The sequence below is a fragment of the Exiguobacterium sp. s189 genome (genome assembly GCF_018617615.1).
Lineage (GTDB): Bacteria > Bacillota > Bacilli > Exiguobacteriales > Exiguobacteriaceae > Exiguobacterium > Exiguobacterium aestuarii_A.
This window is the reverse complement of record NZ_JACSKM010000011.1, coordinates 56,293-80,002: the sequence shown is the minus strand read 5'-3', so window position 1 is coordinate 80,002 and position 23,710 is coordinate 56,293. Positions and strand designations below refer to the sequence as shown.

Annotated in this window: 27 protein-coding genes; 21 read left to right on the top strand and 6 right to left on the bottom strand. The window is 46.8% G+C overall.

Translation table 11 applies throughout. The annotated features are described in order from the left end of the window. Positions 1 to 110 precede the first annotated feature (110 nt). Positions 111 to 593 (bottom strand): site-2 protease family protein, encoded by a 483-nt coding sequence (locus tag KNO99_RS12965; protein ID WP_214749334.1) that lies wholly within the window; start codon positions 591 to 593, stop codon positions 111 to 113. A gap of 157 nt (positions 594 to 750) precedes the next feature. Between KNO99_RS12965 and KNO99_RS12960 the strand changes: the two genes are divergently transcribed. From KNO99_RS12960 to KNO99_RS12920, 9 genes are all read left to right on the top strand, one after another. Beyond that, positions 751 to 1,782, top strand: a complete 1,032-nt coding sequence (locus KNO99_RS12960) for a glyceraldehyde-3-phosphate dehydrogenase (RefSeq protein WP_214749331.1) — start codon at positions 751 to 753, stop codon at positions 1,780 to 1,782. A 231-nt stretch (positions 1,783 to 2,013) separates the two neighbouring features. Further along, positions 2,014 to 2,400, top strand: a complete 387-nt coding sequence (speD, locus tag KNO99_RS12955; protein ID WP_026825618.1) for an adenosylmethionine decarboxylase — start codon at positions 2,014 to 2,016, stop codon at positions 2,398 to 2,400. 112 nt (positions 2,401 to 2,512) lie between these two features. Next, a complete protein-coding gene (locus KNO99_RS12950) occupies positions 2,513 to 2,884 on the top strand; it encodes a hypothetical protein (protein WP_214749328.1) in 372 nt (123 codons plus the stop codon). Positions 2,885 to 2,896: 12 nt separating this feature from the next. After that, positions 2,897 to 3,364 (top strand): transcriptional regulator NrdR, encoded by a 468-nt coding sequence (gene nrdR / locus KNO99_RS12945; RefSeq protein WP_012726705.1) that lies wholly within the window; start codon positions 2,897 to 2,899, stop codon positions 3,362 to 3,364. A 40-nt stretch (positions 3,365 to 3,404) separates the two neighbouring features. Continuing rightward, the gene (locus KNO99_RS12940) at positions 3,405 to 4,757 is read left to right on the top strand and encodes a DnaD domain protein (RefSeq protein WP_214749325.1); all 1,353 of its coding nucleotides are present in this window, start codon (positions 3,405 to 3,407) and stop codon (positions 4,755 to 4,757) included. A gap of 4 nt (positions 4,758 to 4,761) precedes the next feature. Continuing rightward, on the top strand, positions 4,762 to 5,676 hold the full coding sequence (gene dnaI / locus KNO99_RS12935) for a primosomal protein DnaI (protein ID WP_214749322.1): 915 nt from the start codon (positions 4,762 to 4,764) through the stop codon (positions 5,674 to 5,676). 300 nt (positions 5,677 to 5,976) lie between these two features. Beyond that, positions 5,977 to 7,920 (top strand): threonine--tRNA ligase, encoded by a 1,944-nt coding sequence (gene thrS, locus KNO99_RS12930; RefSeq protein ID WP_214749319.1) that lies wholly within the window; start codon positions 5,977 to 5,979, stop codon positions 7,918 to 7,920. Positions 7,921 to 8,024: 104 nt separating this feature from the next. After that, on the top strand, positions 8,025 to 8,897 hold the full coding sequence (locus tag KNO99_RS12925; protein ID WP_214749316.1) for a DUF1002 domain-containing protein: 873 nt from the start codon (positions 8,025 to 8,027) through the stop codon (positions 8,895 to 8,897). Between the two features lie 98 nt (positions 8,898 to 8,995). Further along, positions 8,996 to 9,409: a DUF2231 domain-containing protein gene (locus KNO99_RS12920; RefSeq protein ID WP_214749313.1), complete on the top strand. Its 414-nt coding sequence runs from the start codon at positions 8,996 to 8,998 to the stop codon at positions 9,407 to 9,409. An 81-nt stretch (positions 9,410 to 9,490) separates the two neighbouring features. On the opposite strand, the gene KNO99_RS12915 is transcribed toward KNO99_RS12920, so the two are convergent. Next, entirely contained in the window at positions 9,491 to 9,700 is a 210-nt protein-coding gene (locus KNO99_RS12915; protein ID WP_012726699.1) for a hypothetical protein, read from the bottom strand. Positions 9,701 to 10,041: 341 nt separating this feature from the next. Between KNO99_RS12915 and infC the strand changes: the two genes are divergently transcribed. The 9 genes from infC to pheT all read left to right on the top strand — a co-directional run bounded on the left by infC (position 10,042) and on the right by pheT (position 17,592). Further along, positions 10,042 to 10,572 (top strand): translation initiation factor IF-3, encoded by a 531-nt coding sequence (gene infC / locus KNO99_RS12910; protein ID WP_074033409.1) that lies wholly within the window; start codon positions 10,042 to 10,044, stop codon positions 10,570 to 10,572. Between the two features lie 30 nt (positions 10,573 to 10,602). Next, complete coding sequence (gene rpmI, locus KNO99_RS12905; protein ID WP_012726697.1) at positions 10,603 to 10,797, top strand: 50S ribosomal protein L35; 195 nt, start codon at positions 10,603 to 10,605, stop codon at positions 10,795 to 10,797. A 27-nt stretch (positions 10,798 to 10,824) separates the two neighbouring features. Then, complete coding sequence (gene rplT / locus KNO99_RS12900) at positions 10,825 to 11,184, top strand: 50S ribosomal protein L20 (RefSeq protein WP_012726696.1); 360 nt, start codon at positions 10,825 to 10,827, stop codon at positions 11,182 to 11,184. A gap of 86 nt (positions 11,185 to 11,270) precedes the next feature. Beyond that, positions 11,271 to 11,525 carry a hypothetical protein gene (locus KNO99_RS12895; protein ID WP_214693206.1) on the top strand — a complete coding sequence of 85 codons (255 nt, stop codon included), beginning with the start codon at positions 11,271 to 11,273 and terminating at the stop codon, positions 11,523 to 11,525. A 24-nt stretch (positions 11,526 to 11,549) separates the two neighbouring features. Further along, positions 11,550 to 12,032, top strand: a complete 483-nt coding sequence (locus tag KNO99_RS12890) for a dUTP diphosphatase (RefSeq protein ID WP_214749310.1) — start codon at positions 11,550 to 11,552, stop codon at positions 12,030 to 12,032. Between the two features lie 19 nt (positions 12,033 to 12,051). Next, complete coding sequence (locus KNO99_RS12885; protein ID WP_214749307.1) at positions 12,052 to 13,131, top strand: M42 family metallopeptidase; 1,080 nt, start codon at positions 12,052 to 12,054, stop codon at positions 13,129 to 13,131. Between the two features lies 1 nt (position 13,132). Next, positions 13,133 to 13,879 (top strand): TrmH family RNA methyltransferase, encoded by a 747-nt coding sequence (locus KNO99_RS12880; RefSeq protein ID WP_074033405.1) that lies wholly within the window; start codon positions 13,133 to 13,135, stop codon positions 13,877 to 13,879. A gap of 302 nt (positions 13,880 to 14,181) precedes the next feature. Beyond that, the gene (gene pheS / locus KNO99_RS12875) at positions 14,182 to 15,204 is read left to right on the top strand and encodes a phenylalanine--tRNA ligase subunit alpha (RefSeq protein ID WP_214749304.1); all 1,023 of its coding nucleotides are present in this window, start codon (positions 14,182 to 14,184) and stop codon (positions 15,202 to 15,204) included. Between the two features lie 12 nt (positions 15,205 to 15,216). Continuing rightward, on the top strand, positions 15,217 to 17,592 hold the full coding sequence (gene pheT, locus KNO99_RS12870) for a phenylalanine--tRNA ligase subunit beta (protein WP_214749301.1): 2,376 nt from the start codon (positions 15,217 to 15,219) through the stop codon (positions 17,590 to 17,592). A gap of 40 nt (positions 17,593 to 17,632) precedes the next feature. On the opposite strand, the gene KNO99_RS12865 is transcribed toward pheT, so the two are convergent. The 3 genes from KNO99_RS12865 to rnhC all read right to left on the bottom strand — a co-directional run bounded on the left by KNO99_RS12865 (position 17,633) and on the right by rnhC (position 20,754). Beyond that, positions 17,633 to 18,655, bottom strand: a complete 1,023-nt coding sequence (locus KNO99_RS12865; protein WP_214749298.1) for a PTS sugar transporter subunit IIC — start codon at positions 18,653 to 18,655, stop codon at positions 17,633 to 17,635. Between the two features lie 300 nt (positions 18,656 to 18,955). Beyond that, positions 18,956 to 19,768 carry an alpha/beta fold hydrolase gene (locus tag KNO99_RS12860; protein ID WP_214693189.1) on the bottom strand — a complete coding sequence of 271 codons (813 nt, stop codon included), beginning with the start codon at positions 19,766 to 19,768 and terminating at the stop codon, positions 18,956 to 18,958. Positions 19,769 to 19,839: 71 nt separating this feature from the next. Then, positions 19,840 to 20,754, bottom strand: a complete 915-nt coding sequence (rnhC, locus tag KNO99_RS12855; RefSeq protein WP_214749295.1) for a ribonuclease HIII — start codon at positions 20,752 to 20,754, stop codon at positions 19,840 to 19,842. A gap of 119 nt (positions 20,755 to 20,873) precedes the next feature. Between rnhC and KNO99_RS12850 the strand changes: the two genes are divergently transcribed. From KNO99_RS12850 to KNO99_RS12840, 3 genes are read left to right on the top strand one after another with little or no spacing between them, the layout of a single operon-like run. Then, complete coding sequence (locus KNO99_RS12850) at positions 20,874 to 21,272, top strand: hypothetical protein (protein WP_214749292.1); 399 nt, start codon at positions 20,874 to 20,876, stop codon at positions 21,270 to 21,272. Further along, on the top strand, positions 21,272 to 21,793 hold the full coding sequence (locus tag KNO99_RS12845; RefSeq protein WP_214749289.1) for an NfeD family protein: 522 nt from the start codon (positions 21,272 to 21,274) through the stop codon (positions 21,791 to 21,793). The genes KNO99_RS12850 and KNO99_RS12845 overlap by 1 nt, the downstream gene beginning before the upstream one ends. A gap of 3 nt (positions 21,794 to 21,796) precedes the next feature. Then, the gene (locus KNO99_RS12840) at positions 21,797 to 23,317 is read left to right on the top strand and encodes a flotillin lipid rafts scaffold protein FloT (RefSeq protein WP_214693180.1); all 1,521 of its coding nucleotides are present in this window, start codon (positions 21,797 to 21,799) and stop codon (positions 23,315 to 23,317) included. A gap of 52 nt (positions 23,318 to 23,369) precedes the next feature. On the opposite strand, the gene KNO99_RS12835 is transcribed toward KNO99_RS12840, so the two are convergent. Continuing rightward, complete coding sequence (locus KNO99_RS12835; RefSeq protein ID WP_214749286.1) at positions 23,370 to 23,639, bottom strand: hypothetical protein; 270 nt, start codon at positions 23,637 to 23,639, stop codon at positions 23,370 to 23,372. Between the last annotated feature and the right edge of the window lie 71 nt (positions 23,640 to 23,710).

Genomic DNA, 23,710 nt, shown 5'->3' with positions numbered 1-23,710 from the left:
TCCCTGCTTGCCCCTAGGAAAGCGAGCCGTGCCCGGCTTGGGCATAAAAAAAGACCGTAGACCTATATTTTGTCTACAGTCTGAAAGAAGGCGAATAATCGCCTTCTTTTTTAGTTCAATGGATCGGAGTCGGGTGAACCCTTCTTCCATGTGTCATAAATGGCACGTCCATCACTTGGATGACCGTTCGAATAATAGATGGGGTACAGTGAAAAGAAAATATAGTAAAACGAGAAATAAGCGAACTGATACGTATACAACGTCGGTTCAATCTCTCGTCTTAAAATAAACGCATTGACAATTAAGATACTCGCTAGATTGAAAATGGCTCCGCCGCCATATACAAGCGAGCGGGTGACCTTATTGCTCCATTTTAAATCTGTAAACTGGCACCACGCATCATAAAAATAGACGCGGTTCACTTGAAGACGTCCTACTTTAAATAGTTTTTTTCCTGTCCCGATTTGCATGTCGAGCGAGCCCCCAAACAACTTTGCGAAAAAGAAGTGTCCGAACTCATGAATCAACGTCACAATCGGTAAAATGATAAAGAATGAAATGAAGAACTTATCGATATCTCCCCAATCAAACATGGTGACGCCTCCTTTCTGTTGTGCTTCACGACAAGAAATTTCCCTCATTTTCAAAAAATAAACAAAGAAAAACGAAAAAAATGTGACGATTCATAGTGAAAACGCTTACAGCTATCCGTTATAATGAAACCGTAATGTAGAAAAAGGGGGATTTAGCATGGGGACAAAAGTTGCGATTAACGGATTCGGTCGAATCGGGAGAATGGTATTCCGGAAATTGATGCTTGAGGGACGTCATGAAGTCGTAGCAATCAATGCGAGTTATCCAGCGGAAACGCTCGCACATCTCATCAAACACGATTCCATTCACGGTCCATTCGGATTGACGGTTCGAGCGCAAGGGGATGCGCTTGAAGTCGATGGAAAGCGAATCGAACTCATTTCAGAACGTGATCCATCACGTTTACCGTGGGCAGACCTTGGCATCGACATCGTGGTCGAGGCGACAGGGAAGTTTAACTCGGATATCGGGGCGAAACTTCATTTAGATGCAGGCGCAAAAAAAGTAATTTTGACTGCGCCAGGGAAAGGAGATTTACGTACGATTGTGATGGGGGTCAACGATCGAGACTATCGCCCGGAAGAAGACCACATCATTTCAAATGCATCGTGTACGACAAACTGTCTTGGACCGGTCGTGAAGGTGTTACACTCGACATTCGGTATTGAAACTGGTTTAGTGACAACTGTTCATGCGTACACGAACGACCAAAATAACATTGATAACCCGCATAAGGACTTACGCCGGGCGCGTGCTTGTGGCAGTTCAATCATCCCGACCTCGACAGGAGCGGCTAAAGCGATCGGGCTTGTCATGCCAGAGCTTCAAGGGAAATTAAACGGAATGGCACTCCGCGTCCCGACACCGAACGTATCACTCGTCGACTTAGTTGTTGAACTTCATCGTGACGTAACGGTTGATGAAGTGAATGAAGCGTTTGAACGTGCGTCGTTTGGAGAGATGACGGGCGTGTTAGGTGTCTCTCATGAACCGCTCGTATCGATTGACTTCAATGGAGACGACCGTTCGTCGATTATCGATATGGATTCGACGATGGTACTTGGCGGAAATCATGTAAAAGTACTCGCATGGTACGACAATGAATGGGGTTATTCGTGCCGTGTCGTCGACTTGTTAGACATGGTGGCGAGTTACCTTCAAATCGGGCAACAAGAAACACACGCCTAAAAAATATTACGGTCTAAAAATTATTTTTGATTTTTTTAAACAAATGTCTTGTAACGACGTCCCAAACACGTTACACTCAGTTTCGTGAACTTCAATTGGTCTGACAAACGCAACTTAAAGGGTTAGGACCTCTTAGGACTAACTTGCCCCCGTGGTTGTGGGCGATTCAGGCACAAAGTGAGTGATCATCAACTACTTTGAGACCATTGATGTAAAGGGGGATCCACTAATATGGATACTATGGGACGTCACATTATTACAGAACTTTGGGAGTGCAATCCCGACAAATTAAATGATATCGACTACATCGAGCGTTTGTTCGTCGATGCAGCTCTTCGTTCGGGCGCTGAAGTCCGCGAAGTTGCTTTCCACAAATTCGCGCCACACGGTGTGAGTGGAGTCGTCATCATTTCAGAATCACACTTAACGATTCACAGTTTCCCAGAGCATGGCTACGCGTCGGTTGACGTGTTCACATGTGGAGATCGAATCGATCCAGCTACGGCATCGCAATACATCGCCGAAGGATTGGATGCAAAAGTACGTGAAGATGTGAAACTTGAGCGTGGAATGGGACCAATTCGTGTTCCGGAAGCACAAGTTGCACTAACTAAATAATTCTGAAGAACCTTTTGAGGCTGGCCGTTTGACGGTCAGCCCTTTTAATTGTTTTGTTGTTGCCTTAATTTTGATATGCTTAACGTATATAACTCAGGCGTTGAGGTGGATTATGGGACTGTTAGATAAGTTACAAACACATATTGAAACGAAAGATACACATAAAAATGAATCGCTTCGGACACGTTACTATGCGGCATCTCCGAATGCAATCTTACAATGGTTAGAAAGTCAGATTCAGTCAAATGGTCAGACGGTCCGTCGAATCGACTCGAACCGTGGCGAACTCTCGTTCATTGGTGACGGATGGGACGGACTCATTACGATCGTGCAAGTAGACGGAGGTCGTACAGCAGTCGATTTTACATTGAACCGCGAACAGCGACTCGGGACAGACCTCGCACAAATCGTTACTCACTATTACGAGGCGCTCACACAACAATTCCCGCTTCGTGCTATCGGAAATAAATCTGTCGAACGATAAGGAGGCTTGAGCATGCGTTGTCCGAAATGTGATCACAATGGAACGAGAGTGCTCGATTCCCGACCGGTGCAAGACCATTATTCGATTCGACGTCGTCGTGAATGTGAAAAATGTGGGTATCGGTTCACAACGTTTGAGACGGTGGAACAGACACCCCTCATCATTGTGAAGAAAGATGGAAACCGTGAAGAATTCAGTCGCGAAAAAGTGCTCCGTGGAATCATTCGTGCGTGTGAAAAGCGACCGGTCACACTTGAACAGCTTGAAGGAGTCGTGACAAAAGTCGAACAACAACTTCGCGCCCTCGCGCAGTCGGAAATTCCGAGTGAGCAAGTGGGTGAGTTGGTGATGAATGAACTCGCACGTGTCGATGAAGTCGCATACGTCCGCTTTGCATCGGTTTATCGCCAATTCAAAGATATCACTGTGTTCTTTAAAGAACTTGAAGATTTAATGAAGCAAGAAAATTCGACCAACTAAAGGGCGGCCTGCTGGTCGCCCTTTTTCAGGGGAGAGAGCTATGGAGAAAGAACGTACAATCTTTGGGACGGACGAACTGCTCATTATGAGTACAGGTCTTGTTGACCGCGAATCGTATCAGTCCCTTTACCACTTATATCAGCCTGTCATCGGTGTCAAAGCGCTCGCGCTGTATCAGACGCTGTGGAGTGAATTGAAACCAGGCAAAATGAAATCGAACTATATGTCTCATAGTGCCTTGTGTGAGATGTTGGAGTACTCCATCAATGAATTGACGGATAATCTATTTCGCCTCGAAGCCATCGGATTGGTACGGACGTATAAAACGAAAGATGCCCGGTTGACGCAATACGTCTATCAATTGCGTGTGCCGCTCGCACCGCATACGTTTTTAAACGATGGACTGTTATCGAGCTTTCTCTTCTATAAAGTAGGGGAAGTGCGATTTAAACAACTTCAGGGGCGTTTCACAATCGACCCTTTGCCAGCGGGAATCGTCGAGGTGACGAAAGACTTTAATGAAGTGTTTGATGTCAAAGGTGTCAACCATCGAGCGTTCACGCAAAAGAACTACGAAAAACCAGATCGCGCGAAGATTGAAATCAACTATTCGTTCGATATGGATATTGTGAAGAAACTGACGAATTTCCCAGTCGGGTTTTTCACAAAGAAATTAGACGAAACCATCACAAAACTGGCCTATGTCTCTCAACTCGACGAAGAGACGATGGCGGAGATGTTGAAAGAATATTTCGTTCACGAAGCCTATCTTCCGCTCAGTGAGCAGGAGAAGCGGGACGGATGCCGTCAGATGGTATTACAGTTGAAGAAAAAGCAGACACGGCATCGAAAAGAGAAGACGGTGGAGCTCGAAGAGACCAAGTTGGGAGACTTACATGATCCAGCGGTAATGGAAGCGGCCCACCCCCATCAATACGTATCGACACTTCGGAAGACGCCTCAGCTGTCGAAGAGTGATGAACAGTTGGTTATCGAACTCGTCGATACGCTCGGGCTCGCACCGGGCGTGATCAACGCACTCTTCTATTATTGTATTGAAGTGAAGAAACAGACTCGTCTGAACGAGAATTACATCCTTCGTATCGCCACGAGTTGGAAGACGGCTGGTTATACGAACGCGAAAGAAGCGTTGGAGCAAGAAGCGTCACAAGATGCGCTCATTGAGAAGAAGCAACAAAAACGTGAAAATGTACAGCGGACGACTGTCGGTTCGCGTCGGAAACCTCAACAAGGCGAGATGCCGAAATGGCTCGAGGATGAAGCGAAACAACAGCGATCGTATGATCAGGCGAGAAAGAAAGAATTGGAGTCTTCCGTTCCGGATGACGCGGAGCTCGTAAAACTATTAAATGAATTGAAAGAGAAGGGGTGAGGGGATGGAACGAATCAACCAGTCGTTATCGCAGTTGATGAATCGAAAAGAAGTCCGCGAAGCGTATGAGTCGATTCGCAGACGAACGCTCAATCATCCAGGAGTGATCGCCTTTTTGAACGCTCATCCTGAGTTAGAAGAAAAAGCGATTGAAATTGGATTCACGAAGCTGAGTGAGTATGCCGAGCAGATGGATGGGAAGACGTTCATCGAAGAACAAGCCGTCATCCCGGGTCATCAACCGGTGCTCTATGTCGATCTTGGGCAGATCGCTATTCGCTATGAAGAGACGGTCGCTCACCGACAAGCTAGACGCCAAAAAGAGATGGACCGAAAGTTCAAGAGCCTGTTTTTACCTGAAGAGGTCCGTGAGGCGAGCTTTGAGTCATTTGATTGGGCGGACGATGCACGCAAGATCGCACTTCGGGAAGGGATGCGTTTCGTAACGGGGATGAAGTCCAAACAAAAAGTAAACGGACTCTATTTACACGGGAGTTTCGGTGTCGGGAAAACGTATTTGCTCGCCGCCATTGCCAATGAATTAAAAGTGGCGGATATCGAGACGATTTTAGTTCATGCCCCTGGATTCGTATCGGAGGCAAAACGCAAAATTCGCACCGAATCGTTTGATTCATTTTTGACGTCGTTTCAACATGTGCCTGTCTTGTTGATTGATGACATTGGTGCTGAGGCGATCAGCCCGTGGGTGCGCGACGAACTGTTCGGCATCATTCTCCAATATCGGATGATGCATCGATTGCCGACGCTATATAGTTCGAACTTTAGCGGAGAAGAGCTCGAGACTCACTTTTCAATCGATGGGTCCGCGCAAAATAAAATGAAAGCGCAGCGTCTCATGCAACGAATTTCAACGACGACGACACAAATCGAACTGAAGGGTGAAAATCGACGTCGGTAAAGGATTGTTTTTCTCGGATGAGTTGACTATACTAATAACCATATAAGTGATGCATAGAAGAGGATATGAATCATCGAGACGAGTTTTAGCGAGGGAAGGGCGGTGAAAGCTTCCTAACGACGACGATGCATTTACTCCCTCAGAGCACCGTACGGGTCAATCGTGCGGCGATTCACACTCGTTATCGTGTGTTCGAGCCAAGCGTGATGCTTGGGAACGAGGGTGGTACCACGAGAATCAAAGCTCGTCCCTTTTTGAGGGATGGGCTTTTTTTATATTCATTTTTTTGAGAGGGGACAGATGTACATGATTCAATTGACATTTCCAGATGGCGCGGTAAAAGAATTTGATGCCGGCGTCACGGCAGAAGACGTCGCAGGCTCAATCAGCCCGGGACTTCGCAAAAAAGCAATCGCAGCAAAACTAGACGGAGAACTCATCGACTACCGTCGTCCGATTGAACAGGACGGCAAAATCGAGCTCGTCATGCCAGATTCAGAGGACGGTCTCGACCTGATGCGTCACTCGTCAGCGCACTTAATGGCACAAGCGATCAAGCGTCTATACGGAGAAGAGAATAACATCTATCTCGGGATTGGACCGACAATCGAGAACGGATTCTATTACGACATCGAAATGGACCGCCGAATCAACGAGGAAGACCTTCCTGAAATTGAGAAGATGATGAAACGTATCGTCGACGAAAACTTAGAAATCACTCGTGAAGTCGTTTCACTTGACGAAGCGCTCGCTCGTTATAAAGAGTTGGGAGACCCACTCAAAATCGAGTTGATTGAAGACATTCCTGCCGATCAGACACTTACAATCTATCATCAAGGGGAATTCTTCGACCTTTGCCGCGGACCACATGTCCCATCGACTTCGAAGTTGAAAATCTTTAAATTGATGAGCGTGGCTGGAGCATACTGGCGTGGCGACTCAGACAACAAGATGTTACAGCGTATTTACGGAACGGCGTGGGCGACGAAAGAACAACTCGCCGAGCACTTGCGACTTCTTGAAGAAGCGAAAGAACGCGATCATCGTAAACTCGGAAAAGAACTCGATCTCTTCTTTGTGTCACAAGAAGTTGGTCAAGGACTTCCGATGTGGTTGCCAAAAGGTGCGTCGATTCGTCGTACGGTCGAACGCTACATCGTCGATAAAGAGCTCGAACTCGGATATCAACACGTCTATACACCGGTGCTTGGGTCGGTCGACTTGTATAAGACATCTGGACACTGGGACCACTATCAAGATGACATGTTCCCGAAAATGGAGATGGACAATGAGGAACTCGTCCTTCGTCCGATGAACTGTCCGCACCATATGACAATCTACAAACATGAGCCACGCTCATACCGTGAGCTTCCACTCCGGATCGCTGAGCTTGGTGGGATGCACCGCTACGAGATGTCTGGCGCGCTCACAGGACTTCAACGTGTCCGCTACATGGTCTTGAACGACGGGCATACGTTCGTGACACCTGAACAGATGAAACAAGAGTTCAAAGACATCGTTCACTTGATTCAAGAAGTATATGCTGACTTTGGCATTAAAGATTATCGTTTCCGTCTCTCATATCGCGATCCTGCCGATAAAGAGAAGTACTTCGATAACGATGCGATTTGGGAGATGGCACAGAGCCAGTTGAAAGAAACGATGGACGAGCTCGAACTTCCATACTTCGAGGCAGAAGGTGAAGCGGCATTCTACGGACCGAAACTCGACGTGCAAGTACGCACGGCGCTTGGGAAAGAAGAGACGCTCTCGACTGTTCAACTTGACTTCTTACTCCCAGAACGTTTCGATTTGACGTACACAGGACCAGACGGGAAAGACCATCGTCCAATCGTCTTGCATCGTGGTGTCGTTTCGACGATGGAACGATTTGTTGCGTATTTGATTGAAGAATACAAAGGCGCATTCCCAACATGGCTCGCACCGGTACAAGTGAAATTGATTCCGGTATCACATGTCCATGATGAGTATGTCGCTGAAGTCAAAGCGGAACTCGTCAAGCGTGGTGTCCGCGTCGAAACGGACCTCCGTGACGAGAAACTTGGCTATAAGATTCGTGAAGCGCAAATGAAGAAGATTCCGATGACGCTCGTACTTGGGGACAAGGAACGTGATGAGCGCGCGGTCAACATTCGCCGTTACGGTCAACAAGAACAAGTATCAGCATCACTTGACGAATTCATCGCATCCCTCACAGAAGAGATTGCGAACCGTTCACGCTAAGCAAGGAGCCACCTTTCCATCGAGAAAGGTGGTTTTTTTCGGTCTAAAGACGGATGTGTAATTCGTCGTCTGCACGTATCGTAAACATTAAGGAGTGATAATTCATGAATTATATGAAGCCAGTATTGGCACTTACTATTGGAGCAGTCGCATTTACAGGAGCACTTCCGAAAGTCGGGGCAGAGGCAATCGTCAATGACACGATTGTGACGCTCGGGGAGTCGCTCTCTTCAGAACAACAAAAATGGGTACTTGAACGTATGGACGCGCCAGAGGGAATCGAACCGATTATTACGACGGCAGCGGATGAAGAAAAATATTTAGGAGATTCTGTCCCACAGGCGCAACGTGGGGGTGGCATGTATTCGTCCGCACGAATTAAATTAACGGACGGGACAGGTCTTGATATTCAAACTGAAAATGTGACGTGGGTCACGAAAGATATGTATGCGAACGCATTGGTCACAGCAGGTGTGACGGATGCGGACATCTATATCACGTCGCCAATTAACGTGACGGGTACGTCCGCTTTGACAGGGATCATGAAGGCGTATGATCAAACGGCGGCCGAAACCGGGATTGAACTGTCGGATGAACGAAAAGAACTTGCACAGGAAGAGTTGGCAGTGACGTCTGAAATCGGAAAGACAGTTGGTCAAGAGGATGTTGCCGGTCTCATGAATGAGATCAAAGCGGAAATCGCGAACCAAATGCCGGAGACGAATATTGAGATTCGTGACATCGTCATTCAGGTGTTGAATCAAAATAACGTTCAATTGTCTGAAGGACAACTCGACCAATTGACGACACTATTTGAAAACATGCAACAAGCGAATCTGGATTGGTCTGCAATCAGTAATGGATTAAAAGATGCAGGTCAGGACGTACAGGCTTTTCTTGAGCAAGAGGAAGTTCAAGGATTTTTCTCGAGATTGTTTGAAGCAATTAGCAACTTCTTCAAGTCGCTCACGAATTAATTGTGTATCATTGTGAAAAGAAGGAAAACTGGGTAAAAAAATCATCAAACGGGGTAAATAACTTTCATCCATCATCTTAATCTTAGGGAGGAATCGTTATGCTCGGTGGTGTTCCGCTACATCCATTGCTCGTGCACGCTCCGATTGGTCTTCTACTGTTTGGGACGCTTTTGATTTTGATTAGCTTCAAATGGACAAGTTTTCGACTGTTTGCACTCGTCACGCTCGTTGCTGGATTAATATCAGGCGGAGTGGCATTTCTATCGGGTGACAGTGCCGAGGAGTATGCGGAAGCAAACCTTCCTTCGGTCACAGAGGCGATGATTGAAAACCATGAACATTTTGCCTTGTACAGCTTGATCGCGTTTGGCATCACTGTTGTCTTGCTTGCCATCGGATATCGTGCGAAAGGGAAGCTATGGATCACGCTTAGTTTTGTGATCGCACTTGTGGGAGCGGGACTTCTTGCATACGCCGGGCACCTCGGTGGACAGATGGTTTACGCACAGTAAACATGAATAAACGTCCAATTCCATTGATGTGGAACTGGACGTTTTTACATGGTACATAAGAAAGACAGAATTCCTCACTATTTAGTACCATCGTTTATGAATATAGTTTTGAGCCGACTCGTGATCATCGACAATCTTTAATGTGATACGATTCATCTCTTCTAATAAGTCCGTTAATACTGCCTGCAACTTTTCATCTTCTAAGCCATGCGCCTGCATCGTTTTACTGACGATCTGCTGAACCTGGTCGTGATAGTCATGTTCGCGCGAGACGTCTTTTCGCCAGTTCATGTAAATCCCTCCTTTGATAATTCATTATTCCCTTTGAAAAGGTATTGCGAAACGAGAGAATGACTGGTATCATCATAAAAGTGTGAGCTACCAATTATTCATGCGCGATATCTTGACATCTTTTCCTGCTAGTGCTAAGATGACATAGTGATTAAAAACAACAAAGCAGAAGCACCCGCTTTTCACCTCGTCTGAGAGTCATCAGGCAGGTCCATCAAGTTCTTGGTTCAATCGGCATCGTTTGCCGTTTTATGACCTCAACTGATGTGTGGGTGGGAAACTGCCGACGCTTTTTTTATTGCCATGTTGTCTTGTCAATCTAAATCTCGTGCAATCGCACGATGGAGGTGCTAACCATTAGCAAAGAGCTCTTTATCAACGAAAACATTCGTGCCCGTGAAGTACGTCTCATTGGCGCAGACGGCGCACAACTCGGTGTGAAATCGCGTAACGATGCGTTACGTTTAGCTGAAGAAGCGGAACTAGACTTAGTCTTAGTCGCGGACAAAGCGAATCCACCGGTCGCTAAAATTATGGATTATGGGAAGTACCGTTTCGAACTCCAGAAAAAGGAGAAAGAAGCGCGTAAAAACCAAAAAGTTATCCAAATGAAAGAAGTACGTCTCAGTCCAACAATCGAGGACAACGATTTCCAAACAAAATTGCGTAACGCACGCAAGTTCCTTGAAAAAGGAAACAAAGTGAAGGCTTCGATTCGTTTCCGCGGACGTGCCATCACACACTCGGAAATCGGGAAACGTGTTTTGGACAAAATGGCAGCGGAATGTGCCGATTTGGCAACAGTTGAACAAAAGCCGAAGATGGAAGGACGCAGCATGTTCTTAGTGCTGGCTCCGAACAAAGAAGATTAATCATCGATTCTCAGTGGGGAGGAAATACTCATGCCGAAAATGAAATCGCACCGCGGTGCTTCAAAACGTTTCAAACGTACAGCATCAGGTAAACTCAAGCGTTCACACGCTTACACAAGTCACTTGTTCGCAAACAAATCGACTAAAGCGAAACGTAAGCTCCGTAAAGGCGCTATCGTATCAGCTGGAGACTTCAAACGCATTCGCAACATGATCGCGAAGTAATACAGAAACAATTAGGAGGGAATCCATATGCCACGCGTAAAAGGCGGTTATACGACTCGTCAACGTCGTAAAAAGCAAATTAAACTTGCCAAAGGATACTTTGGTTCGAAACACATTCTATTTAAAGTAGCAAAACAACAGGTCATGAAGTCACTCATGTACGCTTACCGTGACCGTCGTCAGAAGAAACGTGATTTCCGTCGTCTTTGGATCACACGTATCAATGCGGCAGCACGTACAAACGGTCTCTCATACAGTCGTATGATGCACGGCCTCAAGCTTGCAGGAATCGACATCAACCGTAAGATGCTTGCTGAGCTTGCTGTGACAGATGCACAGGCATTCGCGTCACTCGCTGAAACAGCTAAATCAAAATTGAACGCGTAATCGTTCAATCGACAGCGCCGAGACACTCTCTCGGCGCTTTCTTTTTTCTTCAGAATTTCTTAGAATTAAGAGAAGGAGGAAAGCGTATGAATCAATCAGTTGTCGCCATCGTTGCCCTTGCGCTGATCGTCTTGAACGTATATACCTATATCCAGGCAAAACGTTATACGCATGGCCAAGGTGATTTCAACGTGCTATACGCCTATGCAGGAGGAGCCATCGGTGCCTTGTTCGGTCTCCATTTGACGCGCAAAAAGACCGTTCATGCCCCAAAACTGCTCCAATTACAAGTATTGATTTTAGCGGTAGGCTGGTCTTTAATGATTTTAGTACTGCTATAAGTGGAGATAGAGGAGGAACATCCGGTGAACTGGACAACATTGTTTGATCGGCAGCGCGAATTAGACGAGCGGATCAAAGAACAACATGGATTATCCGGCAATCAATTCGATGAACGGTTACTGGCGCTGCTTGTCGAACTCGGTGAACTGGCTAACGAAACACGTAGCTTTAAGTTTTGGTCGAAGAAAGGACCGTCGCCTCAAGATGTGATCTTAGAAGAATATGTAGACGGCATTCATTTCTTACTGTCACTCGGCCTTGCACTTGGGTATGAACGAGACGCGTTTCCTGCGGGGAGCTCATATCTTGATGCGACTGATGCTTTTTTAGATATTTATCGAAAAGTGACGAACTTTGGTCTTTCGAAAACAGAAGCGATGTACGAGACGCTGATGGCAGCGTATCTTGAACTTGGCTATACGCTTGGGTTCAATGAACAACTCATTTTCATGGCGTATATGAACAAAAATGAAGTGAACCATGAGCGACAACAATTAGGCTATTAAGGAAAAGGAGCGGATTGGTATGAATGAATCGTTACATATGTTAAAACGTCTGACAGACGCAACTGGCGTCCCGGGAAATGAAGGGGAAGTCCGTCAGTTAATGCGTGAATACCTTGAACCACATGTCGAATCATTTGAACAAGACGGTCTCGGAAGTTTATTTGGTCGAGTGACTGGAAACGCAGAAGGACCTCGAGTCATGATTGCAGGCCACATGGATGAAGTCGGCTTTATGGTCACGCGTGTGGAAGAAGGTGGGTTTCTACGTTTCCAAGCGCTTGGTGGATGGTGGAACCAAGTCTTATTAGCACAACGGATGGATGTAGTGACACGTTCAGGTGAAAAGATCCCGGGAGTGATTGGTGCGAAACCACCACATGTCCTTCCCCTTGAAGCACGTAAAAAACCGGTTGAAATCAAAGACATGTTTTTAGATATCGGTGCGACATCAAAAGACGAAGTCGCCGAATGGGGAATTCGTCCGGGTGATACGGTCGTCCCGCATTGTGAATTCACGGTCATGAAAAATGAGAACTTCTTGATGGCGAAAGCTTGGGATAACCGAATCGGTTGTGCCATTGCCATTGAAGCTGCAAAACGCCTGAAGGAAGAAGCATTCCCAGGTGTCATCTATACAGGTGCGACGGTACAAGAAGAAGTTGGATTGCGTGGAGCGGTTACAGCGGCTAACTTGGTTCAACCGGATGTGGCGATTGCTGTCGATACAGGAATTCCAAGTGATACGCCAGGAATGACACCGGCAGAAGGGTTGTCAAAACTTGGTGATGGCGTTCAAGTCATCTTCTTTGATGCAACAACCGTGACGAATCCACGTCTCGTCGACCTCATTGTTGAGGTAGCAAAAGAAAACGACATCAAATATCAGCTTGATTTGACACCAGGTGGCGGAACAGACGCAGGACGATTCCATTTGTCTGGGATTGGAATGCCGGCGATCGCGTTGACAGTACCTGTTCGTTACTTACACACGAACGTGTCAATCATCCATAAAGACGACTACGAAGCAGCGATTGAACTCGTTGTCGCATTAACGAAACGCTTAGACCACGAGACGGTCCAATGGTTGAAAGAGGGATAATATGACGAAGATAACGTCTACGAAGAGCGAGACGATTAAACGATTAAAACGATTGATGACGAAAAAAGGACGCCAAGAAACCGGGCAATTCCTTGTAGAGGGAGAGCATTTGGTGGATGAGGCAATCCGAGCAGGTCGTCTCGTACAACTCATCATGGCAGAGTCGTACGTACCGAAAAAGACGTGGCGCATCGAGGACATGCCGGTGCTCGAGTTATCTGATCATGTCGCTGACCTGTTATCTGAGACAGAAAAGACACAAGGTGTGTTTGCTGTCGTGAAGATGACACCGGTAGAGCGTAAGATGAAGAAAGTTCTCGTGTTAGACCGGGTACAGGACCCAGGTAACCTAGGTACGATGATTCGGACGGCAGATGCAGCCGGATTTGATACGGTGCTCCTCGGGAAAGGGACGGTCGATCCGTTCAATGCCAAAGTCGTTCGTGCGACTCAAGGTTCCTTGTTTCACGTGAACGTGACTTCGGTTGACTTGCTTGAAAAACTACCTGAACTGAAAGAAGATGGTTTCCATGTGTATGGAACAGCCCTTTCGAAAGCGACATCGTATGAGCAGGTGGCATTTGAAGACAAAGTAGCTTTGGTCATCGGAAATGAAGCACAAGGTGTACATGCCGATGTGTTGGCACTGTGCGACACCCGTGTCCATATTCCAGTACTCGGTGAGGCAGAATCGCTCAATGCGGCGGTCGCTGCCGGTATTTTAATGTATCGGATCGCTTTACAATAATCTTGTCAGCACGTGAAAAACGTGATAGGTTAAACACATCGATGAATATGATATGACGTTGAAAGAACATAGTAAGCGAATGACCGATTCCGTTCAGGGAGCATGGGCCGTGACTGAGAGCCTAAGCCGGAATCGTCGCTGAATTCACTCTGGAGTCGTGTTGGAGACAACACCGGTTTGGCATCTCGATAACGATGCTCTCAAGTGGGCCAACTATTGGCCAAGTAGGGTGGTACCGCGATGATTCGTCCCTTCAGTCAACGACTGAAGGGACTTTTTTATGTAGAGGAGGAAGTGAACACATGAAAGAGCAATTAGAACAGTTACAAATGGAAGCACTTGAAGAAATCAAACAGGCATCCACACAAAAATCATTAAATGACGTCCGCATCAAATATTTAGGGAAAAAAGGTCCGATGACCGAGGTACTTCGTGGGATGGGTAAGTTATCCGCAGAGGAACGTCCAGTCATTGGTGAATTGGCGAATACGGTCCGTACGTCGATTCAAACGACGCTCGATGCTCGAATCGAAGAAGTGAAAGCAATCGAGCTAGAAGAGAAGTTAAAAGCGGAAACGCTTGACGTGACGCTCCCGGGACGTACATCAACCCCAGGGCATAGTCATCTCTTGCAACAGATCATCGACGAGATGGAAGATTTATTCGTCGGACTTGGATACACGATTGCAGAAGGTCCTGAAGTCGAAACGGACTTGTACAACTTTGAGATGCTCAACTTGCCAAAAGATCATCCAGCACGTGATATGCAAGACTCGTTCTATATTACCGAGGAGACGTTGCTCCGTACACATACGTCACCGGTACAAGCACGGACGATGCTAGAGGCGAACGGGAAACCGATTCGCATCATTTGCCCAGGAAAAGTATATCGTCGTGATGAAGATGACGCGACGCACTCGCATCAATTCATGCAAATCGAAGGGTTAGTCGTCGATGAGTCGATTTCGATGGCAGACTTAAAAGGGACACTTGAAGTGTTCGTGAAGCAATTGTTCGGTGAGGCACGTGAAATTCGTCTTCGCCCAAGCTTCTTCCCATTCACGGAGCCATCCGTTGAAGTTGATATTTCATGCTTCAAGTGTGGAGGAAAAGGTTGTAACGTCTGTAAGGGAACCGGCTGGATTGAAATTCTCGGAGGCGGGATGGTACATCCACATGTGTTAGAGATGGCAGGCTATGACTCGTCAAAAGTGTCAGGATTCGCATTCGGAATCGGTGTTGAGCGTATGGCGATGCTCAAACACGGTGTCGATGACATCCGCCACTTCTACACAAACGACTTACGCTTCATCGAGCAATTCTAAGGAGGAAGACAGATGTTACTATCAAAAAAATGGTTGAATCAATATATTGATGTGTCAGATTTGAGCGGAGAAGCACTTGGCGACTTGATCACAAAAAACGGGATTGAAGTGGAAAGTGTCACAAACCGTGCAGAAGGACTTTCTGGGATTGTCGTCGGTCGTGTCCTTTCATGTGAGAAGCATCCAGAGGCGGATAAATTGAACGTGACAAAAGTAGACATCGGCGAATGTGATCCCGTTCAAATCGTCTGTGGCGCACCGAACGTACGCGAAGGTCAACACGTCATCGTGGCGAAAGTTGGCGCACGTTTACCAGGAATAAAAATTAAAAAAGCAAAACTTCGCGGTGTCGAATCTCAAGGAATGATCTGTTCGCTCGAGGAACTCGGATTCGAGAAGAAGCAAATTCGAGAAGATGAGCAAGACGGAATTCACACATTCCGTGAAGATGTCCAAGTTGGAGCGGACGTACTCGACTTACTCGACTTGAACGATGAGGTCATCGAGCTTGGCCTGACGCCGAACCGTTCGGACTGTTTGAGTCTTTATGGAATCATTCATGAAGTGGCGGCAATTCTAGAGCGTCCGTACACGTTGCCAAAAGCAGAGGTCACATCATCTTCTACGTCTGAAGTGTCGATTGAACTCGCTACACCGAACTGCCCATACTATGCGGCGCGTGAAGTACGAGGAGTCACAATCGCAGAATCTCCACAATGGCTTAAAAACATCTTGATCGCAGAGGGCGTTCGTCCAATCAACAACATTGTTGATGTGACGAACTACGTGATGCTTGAGATCGGTCAACCGCTCCACGCATTCGATGCGAAAAAACTCGGTCAATCGATTGTGGTCCGCCAGGCTGAGAACGGAGAAGAAATGGTTACGCTAGATGACGTGACACGTACGCTCGACGCTTCAATGATGGTCATCACAGATGGTCAGACACCGGTCGCGATCGCAGGTGTCATGGGTGGTGCGAACACAGAAGTGGACGCCTCTACGACAGATATCGTCTTAGAATCAGCATACTTTGATCCGGCTTCAGTTCGTAAGACGAGCCGTACGCTCGGTCTTCGTTCTGACTCAAGCGCTCGTTTTGAAAAAGGTGTGGACCCGGAACGTGTCATGCTTGCGCTCGACCGTGCCGCACAATTGATTGTGGAGCTCGGTGGAGGCGAGATTCGGGAAGCGACTGTTTCTGGTGAAAAAGCGTCACGCGCTCGTCAAATCGAAGTCTCGGTCGATTACATTAATAAACGTCTAGGAATGACACTTGATCGTCAAACGATTGAACGTATTCTAGAACGTCTCGGTCTAGCTACAGAAGGCGATGATGTATTGAGTGTTCATATCCCTTCTCGTCGTCCGGACTTAGAGCTGCCAGCTGACATCACGGAAGAAGTTGCTCGTCTATACGGATATGACAGCCTCCCGTCGACGTTACCTGCATCTCAGTCGAAAGGCTATTTACCAGCAATCAACGTGTTGCGCAGAAAGACACGCCGCATGTTACAAGGTGCCGGATTATCACAAGCGATCACCTATTCATTAACGAGTGAGGCACATGCGACACGTTTTGGTGGTCAAGCCAATCAACTCGTCCGTCTAGCGATGCCAATGAGTGAAGAGCGTTCTGTACTTCGCACATCACTCATCCCTGGGTTGTTAGAGGCGGCACGTTACAACACGGCGCGTCAACAATCAAACGTCGCACTCTACGAAACGGGACGTGTCTATACGGAGCAAGGTGATACGTTACCACGTGAAAAAGAACGAGTGGCGGGAGTTGTCACAGGTCTTTGGATGGATCATCGTTCACAAGGCACTCGGATTCCGGTCGACTACTTTGTCGCGAAAGGGATTGTCGATACGTTGGTTCAAACACTTCGTCTTGATGTCACGTATGAAGCGGTATCGATGCCGGATATGCATCCAGGTCGCACGGCGAACATTTTGATGAACGGTGACGTCATCGGTTATGTTGGACAAGTGCATCCAGGAACGTCAAAAGAAGTCTACGGGATGAAAGAAGTGTATGTGTTTGAACTCGACCTATTGGCACTCAATGGGGAAGAGACGCTTCTGTATCAAGACGTGCCGCGTTATCCATCGATTTCACGAGATTTGGCACTCGTCTTGCCACGTTCGATTCCGGCTGGCACAGTGGAGCAAACAATCCGTGAAGCGGCAGGTCCACTCTTGATCGACCTCGTCTTGTTTGACGTATATACAGGGGAGAATGTTGGACCAGAAGAGAAGTCGATTGCCTTCTCACTCAAGTTCCAAGACCCGTCACGAACGTTACAAGATGAAGAAGTAACAGCAGCATATGAAACAATCGTCGAAGCGGTCCGTGCAGCACACGGCGCTGAAGTACGAGCGTAAAAATAAGGAGCGTTGTCCGATTTGGACAGCGCTCCTTATTTCATTGAATTTCAAGGGCAAGGTCACCGAAATTCGTCCAACCGACGAGGCTCGTGACACGATAAAGTGCCCAGGTAATGAGTGCGGGAAGAACGACACCCGTCATCGTGAAGATGAGAAACGCGTCCATTCCTTGTACTGCTAAAATTTGAAGCGGGGCAATGAGAGAGTTGAGTCCGAGACCGGCGATTTCATACGGCACTTGTAGTGAGAACATTAACGTGGCAATCGGTGCTGAGATCATCGCTGCAATGAATGGTGGAACGACGATTCGCGGATTTTTGATGATGTTCGGGAACTGAACTTTCGGCGTGACAAAGAAGGAAGCGACCAAACCACCTGGATCGGTTTGACGATACGCCATCAATGTAAATCCGACAAACTGAGCAGAACAACCAATCAATGCGGCAGCACTGGCGACAGGGTCTAATTGAAGAGCGATGGCGAGTGCGGCCGATGAAGCAGGTGACATGAGCATGACACTGAAGACAAGGGCGATGACGAGAGATGTCGCGATTGGTGACGTTTCAACGGACGCTGTGATGCCTTGACTAATGGAGTTGATGAGAGGAGTCGTGACTGTCGCTGCGGCAACACCGACGATTCCACCTCCGAGAACGGCTGTTACGGGTACGACCATCATGTCGAACTTTGTTTTTCCGAGAACTCGTTTGCCGAGCCATACTGCTGCTGCGGCTGCAATCAATGCACTAATTGGTTGACCTGGGACGAGGACGAGCCCACTTTCGGTCGCTTTTAAAGCGGCACCGCCAATTGTAGCGGCGATCATGGCGCTAAACAAGATGAGCGTGTTCCCTCCGAGTTGAAAGGCAACACCGGCTCCTAGTGCTGGTGCCAACAAAGATTTCGCAACTTGCCCGATTTGGACGAGCATCGCGATCCCGGTCAAATTACCGATCGTCTCAATCAATAGACCAACACCGAGCGTGACGAGTACGGCGTTTGCCATCCCTGCTGAAATTTTTACCATTCGATCCATCATATACTGCTTCACTTCCATCATCTCCTCTTTGTCTATGTGCCAATAAAAAAACCTATCCAATTAGGATAGGCGCGAGTTACATGTGCAGGCGCCTGTCCGATTACCACGGGAACAAGGGCCTGAAAAGTCGTTTTTCAAAAACAAAACGATTTCAGTCCCTCAGTCGAATAATAATCAGCAGGCTGTTCATATGTACGGGTTTGAACATCTCAAGCATCTCCTCTTTGTTGGATTTGCTAAAGAATACCACCTATTTTTGCAATAATCAATATTTTCTGAAAATAAACTAAAAAAATTCAGAATGTATGGTGGCATCCTGAATCAGCTCATTTGTAGAGAGCGTGCTTGAATTTGATCATCGATGAATTTCATCGACAACGAATTGAATTGCTCGGGTTGGTCCACATTCACGACGTGACCAGAGTCTGCAACGATTTCAACATTGGCAGTCGGTTGGTGTTTTGCGGTCCGTTCCACAGCTTCGAGGAACATATAATCTTCATCGCCCATGATATATAAAATCGGAACGTTCGTTTGAATCGAAGTGATTTGATTTAATAATGGATTGATGTTCTCAGTCATCTTAAACCAGCGAATAAATTCGCGTTGACACAAATTCGCAGCGTCACGAACAAACATCATCCGTGATTTTTTATGCCGTTTTTTCGGCAATAAGATCCATGCGAACAATTTGTATAACCACATATAGGGAACGAAATTTTGAACGAGGCTACCGAGTCGAATGAGCAGTGTCGAACGAACGTTGAACTTGACGATGGCGCCTCCAAGGACGACCGATGCGATCCGGTCCGGATAATGTTCAAACATCGCTTGAATCACAATCGTACCTAAAGAAAGTCCGACCATATGACCTTTTTCGATACCTAAGTGGTCCATGACCTCGATGACGTCTTTTGCGACGACATCGAACGTATAGGCGTTCAATGGTTGTTTGAGCGATTGTTCGGCATCGTATGAACCGCCGTGTCCACGTAAATCGACGAGCAACACATTATATTTCTTACGGAATGGGCGAAGTTGACGATACCAATGCGACAAACTTCCGCCGGCTCCGTGAATGAAGACGACCCAAGGATGGTCATCGCTGATCGTGTAGGTTTTATAATGCAACATGAACGCTATCCTCCAAAAATTTTAAGTTCATTTAACCATAAAATGAGTATATCATATTTGAAATCGAACCTCTACAGACGACGTTCGTTTAAGTTTATTGCTTTTTTCGTGTTGGCAAAATGGACTTTAGCAATCTTTTGTAAATAATCTTGTCCATGACGTCGGATGATTTGAGCGGCCACTTGGTCGACTTTTGCCCCTGCCCCTTTCGGAAGGGTCAATCCTGCTTGTTTACTTAGTTTATCCATCTCTTTTAAGAAAAAGGCGCGGGCTAAGATGGAAGCAGCGGCGACTGCGACGTGTAGTCCTTCCGCTTTTGTTGAAAAGTAGACGTCATCACGGACGACATCTCGCTCTGCCCGTAGATGTTGATAGTAGACCGACTTTTCAGCAAACTGATCGATCAGGATGGCGTCAGGTTTCTGTTCAAGTTTTTCAAGCAAGGCATGAAGTGCAGCGTTATGTGCGATGGCGGTCATTTTGCCTTGGGTCATCGTGCGTTGCATCTTATTATACGTCGGGTTGTGTAGTGTCGCTTTTTGATAGGGAATGGTTGCGTGTAAATCTCTAGCGATTCGGATGATTTCAGGATCAGATAGCTGTTTTGAGTCTTTGACACCGAGCTCTTTGACGAGTGCGATCTGGTCGCGTGATACAAAAGCGGACACGACGACGAGTGGTCCGAAATAATCCCCTTTTCCGACTTCATCGCTCCCGACGACAGACCAATTCGAAAAGCCTTCAGGTAATGTCGTCTTCGGTGGAGACGCTTGTTTTTTCTTGGCAGGGGTTCCCCATTTCACTGCCTCGGAATCTGCATCTTTACCTTGGAACATCACTTTACCCGATTGATAAATCGTGACGACAAATCCAGGGGTTTTTGCACTGAAAGTCGCGTAAGGAGGCGGGGTGACTGCATACTTGTGATACATGGTTTTTAGTTTTTCTTGATCAGCAGTTGATAGCTTGATGACTTGGTTGCCCAAAATGAGCACTTCCTTTCTGTCTGGCAAATTCATTTTACATTTTTTTATGATTTTTTGAAACCGATGATGAGGTTTTATCGTATATGAAAGTGATTAGAGTAAAGTGAGGTGAGATGGACGTGTGGTGGCGCGATGACACGAATCAAGATGAGGTAGAGGAATTGTACAAGCACATTCTCGAACTCGAAGCGAGAATTGCCAAATTAGTGGCTCATCAAGTGAGAGTGCGTCGGCTGCTGATGCAAGATTCTTCTGAGGACGTGACGGATCAAGTGGTTCAGGTTCAAAAAGAAGTTGAATATTTTTTAAACCGGATGCGACTCGAACGTCAAGAACTCGTCGATGTATATAATCGACGGCGCATTGAACAATCGATTGGTCGAGTTCGGGAAGCGAACGATCTATCCACGTCGTCCCTATCCGAATGGGATAAGATTGAGGATCAGCTCGCCCTTGAAGTCGAGCAACTTCGACGTATGTTATTTATGGAACAGCAACGTCGACAGGAGGGGTGGTAATGGAGGCAATCGATCAACTGTACTGGTGGGTGTTGATCATCGCTGGTTTTGGAACCTTCATCTATATGATGTTCTCTGATGCTTTTGACATGTTTGAAGGCTGGTTTAACCCTGCAGTTATTTTATCGTTTTTAGCACTCGGTGCTGGAATCGGACTCATTTTAAACGCATTGGCGCACGTGTCACCGGTGATTGGACTTGCTGTCGCATTGGTCGGGTCGCTCGCTCTGACAACACTTCTCTATTTGTTCGTGTTGTTACCATTATCCAATGCTGAAGAGTCAATCGGATTGACAGATGAAGCGTTGGTAGGACAAATCGGACGGTTGACAGTACCGATCCCAGAAGGCGGATACGGTGAAGTCATGATTGAGACGGTGACCGGGTCCCTTTTGAAGACAGCTCAAAGTTTAGATGGGACATCGATTTCCACTGACCATCGCGTCATTATTATTGAAGTGAAAAGTAATATCGCCATCGTCATGACATATGACGAACCTACGATTCGAGAGGAGAAATAACTTATGAATACGGCTATTTTAGTCAGCATCATCGTCGGGGTCATCATCCTCGCACTCGTGTTTGTATTCGTTTTGAAATACCGCACGGTCGGACCTGACGAAGCGTTGATTGTAACAGGTAGTTATTTAGGCAAGAAAAATGTACATAGCGACACCTCGGGTAACCGTGTCAAAATCATTCGTGGTGGAGGAACGTTCGTCCTCCCAGTGTTCCAACAAGCAGAACCACTCAGTTTACTCTCTAGCAAGCTAGAGGTCACAACGCCTGAAGTGTATACCGAACAAGGTGTACCGGTCATGGCGGACGGAACGGCCATCATTAAAATCGGCGGGTCCATCAGTGAAATTGCGACAGCCGCAGAACAGTTCCTCGGAAAACCAAAAGTTGAACGAGAAAACGAGGCAAAAGAAGTATTAGAGGGTCATTTGCGATCTATTCTTGGTTCGATGACGGTTGAAGAAATTTACAAAAACCGAGACAAGTTTTCTCAAGAAGTCCAACGCGTCGCCTCTCAAGACTTAGCGAAGATGGGACTTGTCATCGTCTCCTTCACAATCAAAGATGTTCGAGATAAAAATGGTTATTTAGAATCACTCGGTAAACCTCGTATCGCGCAAGTGAAGCGTGATGCCGATATCGCCACAGCGGAAGCGGATAAAGAAACGCGCATCAAACAGGCGGAAGCGATGAAAGATGCGAAAAAAGCAGAGTTAGAACGAGCATCAGAAATCGCAGAAGCAGAGAAAGAGAATCAGCTCCGGATTGCGGCATACCGTCGCGAGCAAGACGTTGCCAAAGCCCGGGCCGACCAAGCGTACGAGCTCGAGGAAGCACGTGCGAAACAAGAAGTTACAGAACAACAGATGCAAGTTCAAATCATCGAGCGTCAAAAGCAAATCGAGCTCGAAGAGAAAGAAATCATGCGTCGTGAGAAGCAGTATGATTCAGAAGTGAAGAAAAAAGCTGATGCGGACCGTTACTCGATCGAACAATCGGCCGCTGCGGATAAAGCACGTCAAATCGCAAGCGCAGATGCAGAGAAATATCGCATCGAAGCACAAGCGAAAGCGGATGCGGAACGAGTTCGTTTGGCTGGTCTTGCTGAAGCCGATTCTGAACGCGCGAAAGGTGAAGCGGAAGCTGAAATCATTCGCTTAACGGGTCTCGCTGAAGCGGAAGCGAAAGAGAAAATCGCCGAGGCATTCGCTCAATATGGGCAGGCTGCGATTCTCGATATGGTCGTTAAAATGCTTCCGGATTATGCGAAGGAAATTGCGGCACCACTTGGCAACATCGATCAAATCACGGTCGTCGACACAGGCGGTGGTCAAAACGGTGGAGCAGGGAAGGTGACGGGATATGCAACGGACCTTATGGCTTCATTGCAACAAACGTTGAAAGCCTCTTCCGGTATCGATATGAAAGACTTGCTTGAGAACTTTGCCGGTAAAGGGAATGTCGCGAAGGCGCCTGCACCGGAGCGAGAGTTAGCGGATACGACGGTTGCTGCATCAAAAGAATAATTGAAACGAGCCATAGACATCGTCTATGGCTCTGATTTTTGTACATGATCGACTAGTATGAAATGACTTCAAATGCTTTTAGGACGGAAATAAAATAATACAACGTCGGCACGAACGTGATGAATAGACCGAACCATTTCGTTCGCGGCCTGAACTGTAAAACAAAACCGACCGTCCATAGTACAAACCAAAGCATGAAATACCAACGATATTGTGGGGTGTCTGTCTCTGCTATACCAGGACCACTCAACCAAAGTGACAATAAGAGAACAAATAATCCAGATATGACGTTCCAACTATGTCGAATGATCTTTTTTATCATTTCCTTCATCCTCCCTTCGGATTTGTCATCAAAGTCATTCATATGTATATTCAACAATTAGAAAAAATTTC

Bases quoted from the DNA above. Each gene is read 5' to 3' on its own strand.
- pheT (WP_214749301.1), top strand. From the start codon at position 15,217: ATGTTACTATCAAAAAAATGGTTGAATCAATATATTGATGTGTCAGAT.
- KNO99_RS12865 (WP_214749298.1), bottom strand. From the start codon at position 18,655: ATGATGGAAGTGAAGCAGTATATGATGGATCGAATGGTAAAAATTTCA.
- KNO99_RS12915 (WP_012726699.1), bottom strand. From the start codon at position 9,700: ATGAACTGGCGAAAAGACGTCTCGCGCGAACATGACTATCACGACCAG.
- KNO99_RS12835 (WP_214749286.1), bottom strand. From the start codon at position 23,639: ATGATAAAAAAGATCATTCGACATAGTTGGAACGTCATATCTGGATTA.
- pheS (WP_214749304.1), top strand. From the start codon at position 14,182: ATGAAAGAGCAATTAGAACAGTTACAAATGGAAGCACTTGAAGAAATC.
- dnaI (WP_214749322.1), top strand. From the start codon at position 4,762: ATGGAACGAATCAACCAGTCGTTATCGCAGTTGATGAATCGAAAAGAA.
- KNO99_RS12940 (WP_214749325.1), top strand. From the start codon at position 3,405: ATGGAGAAAGAACGTACAATCTTTGGGACGGACGAACTGCTCATTATG.
- rpmI (WP_012726697.1), top strand. From the start codon at position 10,603: ATGCCGAAAATGAAATCGCACCGCGGTGCTTCAAAACGTTTCAAACGT.
- KNO99_RS12925 (WP_214749316.1), top strand. From the start codon at position 8,025: ATGAATTATATGAAGCCAGTATTGGCACTTACTATTGGAGCAGTCGCA.
- KNO99_RS12845 (WP_214749289.1), top strand. From the start codon at position 21,272: ATGGAGGCAATCGATCAACTGTACTGGTGGGTGTTGATCATCGCTGGT.
- KNO99_RS12860 (WP_214693189.1), bottom strand. From the start codon at position 19,768: ATGTTGCATTATAAAACCTACACGATCAGCGATGACCATCCTTGGGTC.
- thrS (WP_214749319.1), top strand. From the start codon at position 5,977: ATGTACATGATTCAATTGACATTTCCAGATGGCGCGGTAAAAGAATTT.
- speD (WP_026825618.1), top strand. From the start codon at position 2,014: ATGGATACTATGGGACGTCACATTATTACAGAACTTTGGGAGTGCAAT.
- KNO99_RS12965 (WP_214749334.1), bottom strand. From the start codon at position 593: ATGTTTGATTGGGGAGATATCGATAAGTTCTTCATTTCATTCTTTATC.
- KNO99_RS12895 (WP_214693206.1), top strand. From the start codon at position 11,271: ATGAATCAATCAGTTGTCGCCATCGTTGCCCTTGCGCTGATCGTCTTG.
- nrdR (WP_012726705.1), top strand. From the start codon at position 2,897: ATGCGTTGTCCGAAATGTGATCACAATGGAACGAGAGTGCTCGATTCC.
- KNO99_RS12920 (WP_214749313.1), top strand. From the start codon at position 8,996: ATGCTCGGTGGTGTTCCGCTACATCCATTGCTCGTGCACGCTCCGATT.
- KNO99_RS12960 (WP_214749331.1), top strand. From the start codon at position 751: ATGGGGACAAAAGTTGCGATTAACGGATTCGGTCGAATCGGGAGAATG.
- KNO99_RS12880 (WP_074033405.1), top strand. From the start codon at position 13,133: ATGACGAAGATAACGTCTACGAAGAGCGAGACGATTAAACGATTAAAA.
- KNO99_RS12840 (WP_214693180.1), top strand. From the start codon at position 21,797: ATGAATACGGCTATTTTAGTCAGCATCATCGTCGGGGTCATCATCCTC.
- infC (WP_074033409.1), top strand. From the start codon at position 10,042: ATGGAGGTGCTAACCATTAGCAAAGAGCTCTTTATCAACGAAAACATT.
- KNO99_RS12885 (WP_214749307.1), top strand. From the start codon at position 12,052: ATGAATGAATCGTTACATATGTTAAAACGTCTGACAGACGCAACTGGC.
- rplT (WP_012726696.1), top strand. From the start codon at position 10,825: ATGCCACGCGTAAAAGGCGGTTATACGACTCGTCAACGTCGTAAAAAG.
- KNO99_RS12950 (WP_214749328.1), top strand. From the start codon at position 2,513: ATGGGACTGTTAGATAAGTTACAAACACATATTGAAACGAAAGATACA.